Source organism: Rhizobium sp. PEPV16 (assembly GCF_008919455.1).
In the GTDB taxonomy this organism is placed as follows: Bacteria; Pseudomonadota; Alphaproteobacteria; order Rhizobiales; family Rhizobiaceae; genus Rhizobium; species Rhizobium leguminosarum_Q.
Genome location: NZ_VSZV01000342.1, coordinates 54,083 through 64,164, shown reverse-complemented (window position 1 = coordinate 64,164; position 10,082 = coordinate 54,083). Strand labels below are relative to the sequence as shown.

10 protein-coding genes are annotated in these 10,082 nt (G+C 61.9%); all 10 read left to right on the top strand.

Annotated elements, in window-relative coordinates; all coding sequences use genetic code 11:
- The coding region (locus tag FY112_RS26965) for a DeoR/GlpR family DNA-binding transcription regulator (protein WP_246700754.1) at positions 1-563 on the top strand (563 nt) is incomplete at its 5' end.
- 47 nt (positions 564-610) lie between these two features.
- Positions 611-1,606, top strand: coding sequence for a rhamnose ABC transporter substrate-binding protein (gene rhaS, locus FY112_RS26960; RefSeq protein WP_026265566.1), 996 nt, complete (start codon positions 611-613; stop codon positions 1,604-1,606).
- A 73-nt stretch (positions 1,607-1,679) separates the two neighbouring features.
- A complete protein-coding gene (locus FY112_RS26955) occupies positions 1,680-3,215 on the top strand; it encodes a sugar ABC transporter ATP-binding protein (protein ID WP_151519690.1) in 1,536 nt (511 codons plus the stop codon).
- Positions 3,216-3,224: 9 nt separating this feature from the next.
- A complete protein-coding gene (locus tag FY112_RS26950; RefSeq protein WP_151519689.1) occupies positions 3,225-4,226 on the top strand; it encodes an ABC transporter permease in 1,002 nt (333 codons plus the stop codon).
- The gene (locus FY112_RS26945) at positions 4,223-5,230 is read left to right on the top strand and encodes an ABC transporter permease (RefSeq protein ID WP_151519688.1); all 1,008 of its coding nucleotides are present in this window, start codon (positions 4,223-4,225) and stop codon (positions 5,228-5,230) included. Before FY112_RS26950 ends, FY112_RS26945 begins: the two co-directional genes overlap by 4 nt.
- Entirely contained in the window at positions 5,227-5,547 is a 321-nt protein-coding gene (rhaM, locus tag FY112_RS26940; RefSeq protein ID WP_003553870.1) for an L-rhamnose mutarotase, read from the top strand. Before FY112_RS26945 ends, rhaM begins: the two co-directional genes overlap by 4 nt.
- Positions 5,544-6,923 carry an FGGY-family carbohydrate kinase gene (locus FY112_RS26935; RefSeq protein WP_151519687.1) on the top strand — a complete coding sequence of 460 codons (1,380 nt, stop codon included), beginning with the start codon at positions 5,544-5,546 and terminating at the stop codon, positions 6,921-6,923. Before rhaM ends, FY112_RS26935 begins: the two co-directional genes overlap by 4 nt.
- A 79-nt stretch (positions 6,924-7,002) precedes the next feature.
- The gene (locus tag FY112_RS26930; RefSeq protein ID WP_151519686.1) at positions 7,003-7,761 is read left to right on the top strand and encodes a fumarylacetoacetate hydrolase family protein; all 759 of its coding nucleotides are present in this window, start codon (positions 7,003-7,005) and stop codon (positions 7,759-7,761) included.
- 135 nt (positions 7,762-7,896) lie between these two features.
- On the top strand, positions 7,897-8,781 hold the full coding sequence (locus FY112_RS26925; protein ID WP_065284155.1) for an AraC family transcriptional regulator: 885 nt from the start codon (positions 7,897-7,899) through the stop codon (positions 8,779-8,781).
- A gap of 166 nt (positions 8,782-8,947) precedes the next feature.
- Positions 8,948-10,082, top strand: a 1,135-nt coding sequence (locus FY112_RS38075; RefSeq protein WP_246700753.1) for a TonB-dependent receptor plug domain-containing protein, incomplete at its 3' end; no start/stop codon positions are given.

Genomic DNA, 10,082 nt, shown 5'->3' with positions numbered 1-10,082 from the left:
GCGCAATCGCACGCCAGGCGGTCGAGCTTTGCGATCCGGGCGACGCGATCATCATCAACGGCGGCACGACCACCTTCCAGATGGTGCATTTCATGGCGGCGCACCGCCTCCAGGTGATGACCAATTCTTTCGCCATCGCCGAACATCTGGTCAAGCATTCGAAGAACACGGTGACGGTGCCGGGCGGCGCGATCTATCGCGAGCAGAGCTTGATCCTCTCCCCCTTCGACAATGACGCGATCCGCAATTTCTACGCCCGCCGCTTCTTCATCGGCGCGCAGGGCATCGGCCCGCTCGGCATCATGGAAGCCGACGCGCTGATTATTCAAAGCGAACAGAAGCTGATGCATCAGGCCGACGAACTGGTCGTCATGGCCGATTCCAGCAAGTTCCATCGCCGGTCGAGCCTCATTCTGTGCCCGCTCGAGCGTGTGACTACGATCATCACCGATGACGGCATTCCAGAGGAAGCCGTCAGGATGATCGAGAATGCCGGCATCAGGCTCATCGTTGCGAGCCCGGCCGCCCAGGCAATCAAGGAGGATTCCTCGTCGGTCGCATAAGGCGCCGGGGAGGTGTGAAGAGTGTCAATCAGTGGGAGGATGAAAGCATGAAACTCGCAAAGAAACTCGCAATCGGCGTGGCATTTGCCGTCGCCATGATGGCCGGCACGGCCAGTGCTGCCGACATCAAGATCGGTCTCGTCGTCAAGTCGCTCGGCAACGGCTTCTTCGATGCCGCCAACAAGGGCGCGCAGGAAGCCGCCAAGGAACTCGGCGGCGTTGAGGTCATCTATACCGGTCCGACGACGACGACGGCCGAAGGCCAGATCGAGGTCATCAACTCGTTGATCGCCCAGGGCGTCAGCGCCATCGCCGTTTCGGCCAACGATCCCGACGCGCTTGTTCCGGCGCTGAAGAAGGCTGCGCAGCGCGGCATCAAGGTCATCTCCTGGGATTCGGGCGTGGCACCTGAAGGCCGTATCCTGCAGCTCAACCCGTCGTCCAACGAGCTGATCGGCAAGATGTGCCTGACGCTCGTCAAGGATCATCTCGACGGCGGCAAGGGTGACTTCGCCATTCTGTCGGCAACGACCACCTCGACCAACCAGAACATCTGGATCGACCAGATGAAGAAGCAGCTCAAGGATTTCCCGGGCCTCAACCTCGTCACCACAGTCTATGGCGACGACCTCTCGGACAAGTCCTATCGTGAAGCCGAAGGCCTCTTGAAGGCGAACCCGAACATCAAGGTCATCGTCGCTCCGACGACGGTCGGCGTTCTCGCCGCGTCCAAGGTCGTCGAAGACAAGGGTCTTGTCGGCAAGGTCTACGTCACCGGTCTCGGCCTGCCGTCCGAAATGGCCGGCGCGATCAAGTCGGGCGCGACGAAGGAATTCGCCATCTGGAACCCGATCGATCTCGGCTACTCCGCAACGCAGATCGCCTATCGCCTCGTCAAGGGCGAGACCGACGGCAAGCCAGGCAGCGAGATCGAGGCCGGCCGCATGGGCAAGATCAAGGTCGGCGACAACGGTGAAGCCGCCATGGCCGATCCCTTCGTCTACAATGCTTCGAATATCGACCAGTTCTCTAAGGTCTTCTGATCCGGAGCCGACGCATAAAAGCCCGGCGGCCTGGTGGCCGCCAGGATTCTCATTCGACACTGGTAGAAGCTCGATGAACGCTGCCTTTCAACAAACCGCCACGGACAGCAAAACCGGTGATGCGCCCGCCATTCTGGAAATGCGCGGCATCTCCCAGATCTTTCCGGGCGTGAAGGCGCTCGACAATGTCAGCATCGCGCTCCACCCCGGCACGGTGACCGCGCTGATCGGCGAAAACGGCGCCGGCAAATCGACCCTCGTCAAGATCCTGACCGGCATCTACAGGCCGAACGAAGGCCAGATCCTCGTCGATGGCCAGCCGGTGACCTTTGCCAGCGCCCAGGCCGCGATCGATGCCGGCGTCACCGCCATCCATCAGGAAACCGTGCTGTTCGACGAGCTGACGGTTGCCGAGAATATCTTCCTCGGCCACGCGCCGCGCACGCGTCTGCGCACCATCGACTGGCAGGCGATGAACAGCCGCGCCGAGGCGCTGCTGACTGCGCTCGAAAGCAATATCGATCCGACGATCCGGCTGAAGGACCTCTCGATCGCGCAGCGCCACCTGGTGGCGATTGCGCGCGCGCTGTCGATCGAGGCCCGCATCGTCATCATGGACGAACCGACGGCAGCCCTTTCCCGCAAGGAGATCGATGATCTCTTCCGCATCGTCCGGGGCCTGAGGGAAAAGGGCAAGGCGATCCTCTTCATCAGCCACAAGTTCGACGAGGTGTACGAGATCGCCGACGATTTCGTCGTCTTCCGCGACGGCCGCGCCGTCGGCCAGGGCCGGCTCAAGGAAACGCCGCAGGACGAGATCGTCCGCATGATGGTTGGCCGCAACGTCGAGAACGCTTTTCCGAAGGTCGACGTCGCCATCGGCGGCCCGGTTCTCGAGATCCGCAACTACAGCCATCGCACCGAATTCCGCGACATCTCCTTCACCCTTCGCCAGGGCGAGATTCTCGGCATCTACGGCCTGATCGGCGCCGGGCGTTCGGAACTGTCACAATCGCTCTTCGGCATCACCAGGCCGCTCTCCGGCAAGATGATGCTGGAAGGCCGCGAGATCACCATCCATTCGCCGCAGGACGCGATCCGCGCCGGCATCGTCTATGTGCCGGAGGAACGCGGCCGCCACGGGCTGGCGCTGCCGATGCCGATCTTCCAGAACATGACGCTGCCTTCGCTTACCCGCACCTCGCGCCGGGGCTTCCTCAGGGCGGCAGAAGAATTCGCCCTCGCCCGCAAATACGCCGAGCGGCTGGACCTACGCGCGGCCGCCCTTTCCGTCCCGGTCGGCACGCTGTCGGGCGGCAACCAGCAGAAGGTCGTCATCGGCAAATGGCTGGCGACGGCGCCGAAGGTCATCATCCTCGATGAACCCACAAAGGGCATCGACATCGGCTCGAAGGCGGCCGTGCACGGCTTCATCAGCGAACTCGCCGCCGAGGGCCTGTCGATCATCATGGTCTCGTCCGAATTGCCCGAGATCATCGGCATGTCGGACCGCGTCCTGGTGATGAAGGAGGGTCTTTCCGCCGGAATTTTCGAACGCGCCGAGTTGTCGCCGGAAGCGCTGGTGCGCGCCGCCACCGGCAATGCATAAGGTAAGAGCATGGCAAGACTGATCAGAAAACGCGAAACCCTGCTGTTCCTCATCATCGTGGTGATGATCGCGATCTTTTCGACGCGCGCCGCCGATTTCGCAAGGCCGGAGAATCTAGCCGGCATTTTCAACGATACCTCCATCCTGATTATCCTGGCGCTGGCGCAGATGACGGTCATCCTGACGAAATCGATTGACCTCTCCGTCGCCGCCAACCTCGCCTTCACCGGCATGGCGATCGCGATGATGAATGCCGCCTATCCCGATCTGCCGCTCGTCGTGCTCATCCTTGCCGCGATCGTCATCGGCGCCTGCCTCGGCGCCATCAACGGCTTTCTCGTCTGGGCGCTCGAAATCCCGCCGATCGTCGTGACACTCGGCACGCTTACCATCTATCGCGGCATGGCCTTCGTGCTTTCGGGCGGGGCATGGGTGAATGCTCACCAGATGACGCCGACCTTTCTGTCGGTGCCGCGCACGCCGATCCTCGGCCTGCCGGTTCTCGGCTGGGTGGGCATCGTCATCGTCCTTCTGATGTATGTCCTGCTCAAATATACCCAGTTCGGCCGCTCAGCCTATGCCACCGGCGGCAATCCGACGGCGGCCGTCTATGCCGGCATTGATACGGGTTGGACGAAATTCCTGGCCTTCGTTCTGTCGGGCGCGCTCGCCGGCCTTGCGAGCTATCTCTGGGTGTCGCGTTATGCTGTTGCCTATGTCGATATCGCCAACGGCTTCGAGCTCGACAGCGTTGCGGCCTGCGTCATCGGCGGTATTTCGATTGCCGGCGGCGTCGGCTCGGTCGCCGGCACCGTGCTCGGCGCGCTCTTCCTCGGCGTCATCAAGAATGCGCTGCCGGTGATCGGCATTTCACCCTTCACGCAGATGGCGATCTCCGGAACCGTCATCATCCTCGCTGTCGCCTTCAACGCCAGGCGTGAGCGCAACCGCGGCCGCATCATCCTCCGCGACCGCGCCGCAGCCGAGATCAGAACGGAGGCCGCAGCATGAGCACCGTGTCCACACACGAAAAGCGGGTCATCCCCGACCGACTCGGCACGCCCTTTCGCCGCATCGTCGCGAGCTGGGAAGTGCTGCTCTTTGCCGTCGCCGTCTTGATCTTCATCTTCAATTCGCTCGCCTCGCCCTATTTCCTCGATGCCTGGAACCTTTCGGACGCCACCTTCAACTTCACCGAAAAGGCGATGATTGCCTTCGCCATGGCGCTGCTCGTCATATCGGGTGAGATCGACCTCTCGGTCGCTGCGATCATCGCGCTCGCCTCGACGGCGATGGGCGCGGCAGCGCAGGTCGGCATCGGCACACCGGGCCTGGTCGCGATCGGCATCGGCACCGGCCTTGCCTGCGGCATCTTCAACGGCGTGCTGGTCTCGGTGCTGAAATTGCCGTCGATCGTCGTCACCATCGGCACGATGAGCCTTTTCCGCGGCATTTCCTATATCGTGCTCGGCGACCAAGCCTATGGAAAATACCCTGCGGATTTCGCCTATTTCGGCCAGGGCTACGTCGTCTGGGTGTTCTCCTTCGAATTCGTGCTCTTCATCGTGCTGGCGATCCTTTTTGCCATCCTGCTGCATGCGACGAATTTCGGCCGACAGGTCTATGCGATCGGCAACAACGACTTCGCCGCCCGCTTCTCCGGCATTCCGGTCGAACGCATCAAATTCATCCTCTTCCTGTTGACCGGCGTCATGAGCGGCGTTGCCGCCGTCTGCCTGACCTCACGCCTCGGCTCGACCCGGCCGTCGATCGCCCAGGGCTGGGAACTCGAGGTCGTCACCATGGTCGTGCTCGGCGGCATCTCGATCCTCGGCGGTTCCGGCACGATCGTCGGCGTCGTCATCGCCGCCTTCGTCATGGGCCTCGTCACCTTCGGCCTCGGCCTGTTGAACGTGCCCGGCATCGTTATGTCGATCTTCATCGGCCTGCTTCTCATCATCACCATCGCCATCCCGATCATCGCCCGCCGCATCAAGGTCATGAGCTCCCGATGACTTTAGAAAAACACGCCTTCAAAATGCAGCTCAATCCCGGCATGGAAGCCGAATACCGCCGGCGGCATGACGAGATCTGGCCGGAATTGGTCGATCTCCTGCACAAGTCAGGCGCCAGCGACTACTCCATCCATCTCGACCGCGAGACCAACACGCTGTTCGGTGTGTTGACGCGGCCGGCCGACCACACGATGGCGAGCCTGCCGGACCATCCGGTCGTGAAAAAGTGGTGGGCGCACATGGCCGATATCATGGCGACCAATCCCGATAATTCACCGGTCCAGAGCGACCTGGTCACCGTCTTCCATATGCCATGAACGCCACATCCTATCGCCGCATCGCCGTCCTCGACATCGGCAAGACCAATGCCAAGGTCGTCGTGCTCGACAGCGAGACGGGCGCCGAGATCGCTATGTTGAAACGGCCGAATATCGCGATCAAAACCGGCCTCTATCCGCATTACGACGTAGAGGCTCTCTGGTCCTTTGCGCTCGATGCGCTGAAGAGCCTTGCGCGCGAGCCCGGCTTCGACGCCATTTCGATCACCACCCATGGCGCCTCCGCAGCACTCCTTGCCCGGGACGGCACACTTGCCATGCCTGTCATCGACTATGAACACGAATATCCGCAGGACATTCGCGATGCCTATACGCGACTGCGCCCCTCTTTCGACGAAACCTTCTCGCCGCGCCTGGCGATGGGCCTCAACGTCGGCGCGCAGCTGCACTACCAGAAGATCGCCTTTCCCGAGGAATTCGCCGAGGTGGCGACCATCCTCACCTATGCGCAATATTGGACGGCGCGGCTGACCGGTGTCGCCGCCAATGAGCTGACATCGCTCGGTTGCCATACAGACCTCTGGAACCCGAGGGCCGGCCGCTATTCCTCGCTCGTCGACAGGCTCGCCATCCGCGACCTCATGGCGCCGATCCGCTCCGCCTTCGATGCGCTCGGCCCGGTTCTTCCTGATATCGCCGCTGAGCTCGGCCTCGCCGCAGCCGTGCCGGTCTATTGCGGCATTCACGATTCCAATGCCTCGCTGCTGCCGCATCTGGTGCATCGGCAGGCACCCTTCACCGTCGTCTCCACAGGCACATGGGTCATCAATTTCGGCGTCGGCGGCGATCTCGATCATCTCGATCCGAAACGCGATGCACTCGCCAATGTCGATGCCTATGGCCGTGCCGTCCCCTCCTCGCGTTTCATGGGCGGGCGGGAATTCGAGATCCTTTCGGCCGAGATCGGCCCTGTCGACGAAAAAGCCGCTCAGGCGGCAATCGGTCTCGTCATCGACAAGGGCACGATGCTCCTGCCGAATATCGCGCCGGGTTCCGGGCCTTTTCCGGGAAAGACAAGCCGCTGGATCGGCGCCGAAGAGGCAAGCCGCGAGGAGCGCTCCGCCGCTGCCTGTCTCTATCTCGCCTTGATGACCGATGCCTGCCTCGGACTGGTCGGCGCCAAGGGCACTATTATCGTCGAAGGGCCTTTTGCGCTGAATGGAACCTATCTCAAGCTGCTCGCCGCCTTGACCGGCCGCGAGGTCATGGCCCTTCCCGGCTCGACCGGCACCAGCCAGGGTGCCGCGCTTCTCACCGGCATCCGGCCGGTATCGGGTGCCGAAACGCATGTCCCGCCGACCGCTATCCCCGGACTGACCGCCTATCGCACCCGCTGGCACGCGGCGATGGAATAGGAGTCTTTCCAAAAGCGGCCTTGTTCGTCCCTGCCTTCTCGTTAGTGTGGCACCTCGCAAATCAGGTCGAGGAGATAGCATGACAGAGACATTCGATCCGCGCACCCTTGCAGCCAGGCTTCACAGCCTGCGACAGGCCGGCCGGCAGGAGACAACGGACACTTTCGCGCTGCCAGCCGATCTCCATCAGGCGATGGAGGCGCAGAATTTGCTCACTGCTGCAGACCATATTTCGAGCAATGCCTGGAAAGTCACGGTCTCGCCGCAGGGCCAGGCGGTCACCGCTCCGTTGTATCCCTATGCCAAAGCCATCTCGGGCGCTGACATTCCCTGGTATCCGGGCCTGAAATTCGAAACCGAGATCGCCGTCCGTCTCGGCGGCGACCTGCCGGTTCGCGCGAGGATTCCCTACAGCCGCGCCGAGGTGGTCGAGGCGATTTCCGCCGTCTATCTCGGCGCCGAGCTGCTGGTCAGCGCCGTGAGGGAAAGCGGCAGCGTTTCGTTTCTGCTGTTCGTCGCCGACCGGCTCGGCAATAGCGGCTATGTGCTCGGCCCGGAGGTCGAAAAAACCGTCGTCGATACCGCCGCCGGCACGCCGCTCAAGGTCACCCATGCCGGCAGCACGATCTATGATGGTCCGGCGCAGCATCCGAAAGGCGACGTTCTCACCTGGCTCGTCGATTACGCCAATGACGGCTTGCGCCCCGAGACATCGCTGAAGGCAGGTGCGCTCATCACGACAGGCACGTTGAGTGGAGCGATCGAACTAACCGAACCCGGCGAGATCGACATCCTGCTCGGAAATGCCCGCCTCAGTTTCTCTGTGTCGAAGGTTTGATTTAGCGCCACTACCCCGGATTGGGGGCGGATCTGGTGCCGGATTTGGTAATTGCCATCCGGTTCCGCCTGCGGTAATAAACTTGAGTACAAATTGAAGGTTTACTTCGGCGCATGGCCGGAGGCGGAAGTGGAAATGACGTTTCAACCGCGGATGCAGAACAAGATCCAGGGCTTCTCCGTCATCGGCGGCGTGCATCGCCGCTTGTGGAACGGCATCGTCGCCGATGTCTGGGACGTGGAGTGCGCCTCCTATGCCGGCGGCTATTACGTCTCGCGCGATCCGCGGCTGTTCATCATGCTCGACAAGCGGGGACCGGGCAATTCGCGTATCAAGCTCACGCCAAAGGCGCAGGGCACCGTCCAGGACACGGAGATACGGCCGATCTCCTATGTGCCGGCCGGCATGGAAGTCTGGGCCGATCTGACCGACGTGCATTCGGTGCGCCACCTCGACATCCATTTCGACACGGAGACCGTCAGCCGCCGGCTGATGGAGGATATCGATCCGCGCCGTCTGGAAAGTCCGCAACTTCTGTTTTCCGATGAGCGGGTGCTGTCGCTGGCACAGCTGGTCGCCGCCGAATGCCTCAATCCGGAGCCGTTACACGATCTCTATGGCGACGGCCTGGCATTGGCGCTGATCATCGATGTCCTGAAGATTGCCAAGGCGATGCCGCGCAAACGCAGCAGGTTGGCCTCCTGGCAGCTTCGCCGCGCCACCGAATTCATCGAGGAAAACTGCCTGCGCAATATCCGCCTCGAGGAACTCGCCGGCCTCACCGGCCTGTCGCAATCGCATTTCAGCCATGCCTTCAAGGCCTCGACCGGCATTGCTCCGCATCAATGGCAGACCAATGCCCGGCTCGACAGGGCGAAGCGCCTGCTTGTCGAAAGCGAAAATGCGTTGACCGCAATCGCCGCCGAAACCGGCTTTGCCGATCAGGCGCATTTTACCCGCGTCTTCCGCAAACATGTCGGCATCACGCCGGCGAGCTGGAAGAAGGCACAAGTTGCCTGATTGCAACGCTTGGCGGGCAATTGTTTGCAACGCGGAGAATTGCCCAAAAACGTTCAATTTTCCCCGATCGTGACAATCCACCCCGGTAAAACTGAGTTAATCCCTCATCTTATTCAGGGCTTCGCCGCACGTTAGCATCGCGCGGCACGAGTGGGGTATAGGACATATGCGCGGGCAGACCAGGGGTCTCAATTTCAAGGTAATCCTATTGGCAGGAGTGGCGATCGCCGGCCTGATCGCGGGCTCCGCCGCGGCACAGGAAGCGAATTCGACTGAGCTCGCGCCGATCGTCATCCAGGGCGGCGGCGACACCGCCACCAGTCCGGTCAAAGGCTATGTCGCCAAGAGCTCCTCCGCCGGCTCGAAGAGCGACACCCCGCTCAACGAAATCCCGCAATCCGTCTCCGTCGTCGGCACTCAGGAAATGGACGATCGGGGCATCACCAACAAGATCGACGAGGCGCTGCTTTATACGCCTGGTGTCACCGCGCAGCCCTTTGGCGGCGACGGCGATACGGATTGGTTCTACATTCGCGGCTTCGACGCCGGCCAGACCGGCGTCTTCTTCGACAATCTAACGCTTTTCAGCTACGGCTTCGGCGGCTTCCAGCTCGATCCCTTCATGCTCGAGCGCGTAGAGGTGCTGAAGGGTCCGGCCTCCGTGCTTTACGGCGGAGCAAACCCCGGCGGCATCGTCAATCTCGTCCGCAAGCGCCCGCTCGACGAGCCGCTCTTCTATACCGAGATCGGCATCAACAGCAACGGCAACGCCTTCACCGGCTTCGATGTCTCCGACAAGGTCGGCTCCAGCGGAGCGATGAGCTATCGCATCACCGGCAAGGTTGCCGGCGGCGACAATTATTCGGACTTTTCCGAGGATCTGCGCGGCTTCATCATGCCGCAGCTCACCATTTCGCCGGATGACAGCACGAGCCTCACGGTCTGGGGTTACCTCGCCGGGCTCGACCAGGTGCATACCGGTAACGGCTTCTTCCCCTATGTCGGCACTGTCGAGGATGCACCTTTCGGCAAGATCGATCGCGACGCCTTCTATGGTGAGCCCGACATCGACGACGGCAGCTATGTGCAGAAGATGATCGGCTACGAATTCGAGCATGAATTCGACAATGGCATCAAGTTCTCGCAGAATGCGCGCTACGGCCATCTCGACAAGCATGAGATCGGCCCCTACCTGAACGGCTGGGTCGGCGGCGTGCCGACGGGTCCGGACTACCAGCTGGCGCGCATCGGCTTCGAAGGCCGCTCCGGGGTCGACAGCTTCTCGGTCGACAACCGGCTCG

Excerpts from the sequence above, each read along its gene's own strand:
- rhaM (WP_003553870.1), top strand. The coding sequence starts at position 5,227 with ATGACTTTAGAAAAACACGCCTTCAAAATGCAGCTCAATCCCGGCATG.
- FY112_RS26950 (WP_151519689.1), top strand. The coding sequence starts at position 3,225 with ATGGCAAGACTGATCAGAAAACGCGAAACCCTGCTGTTCCTCATCATC.
- FY112_RS26930 (WP_151519686.1), top strand. The coding sequence starts at position 7,003 with ATGACAGAGACATTCGATCCGCGCACCCTTGCAGCCAGGCTTCACAGC.
- rhaS (WP_026265566.1), top strand. The coding sequence starts at position 611 with ATGAAACTCGCAAAGAAACTCGCAATCGGCGTGGCATTTGCCGTCGCC.
- FY112_RS26945 (WP_151519688.1), top strand. The coding sequence starts at position 4,223 with ATGAGCACCGTGTCCACACACGAAAAGCGGGTCATCCCCGACCGACTC.
- FY112_RS26955 (WP_151519690.1), top strand. The coding sequence starts at position 1,680 with ATGAACGCTGCCTTTCAACAAACCGCCACGGACAGCAAAACCGGTGAT.
- FY112_RS26925 (WP_065284155.1), top strand. The coding sequence starts at position 7,897 with ATGACGTTTCAACCGCGGATGCAGAACAAGATCCAGGGCTTCTCCGTC.
- FY112_RS26935 (WP_151519687.1), top strand. The coding sequence starts at position 5,544 with ATGAACGCCACATCCTATCGCCGCATCGCCGTCCTCGACATCGGCAAG.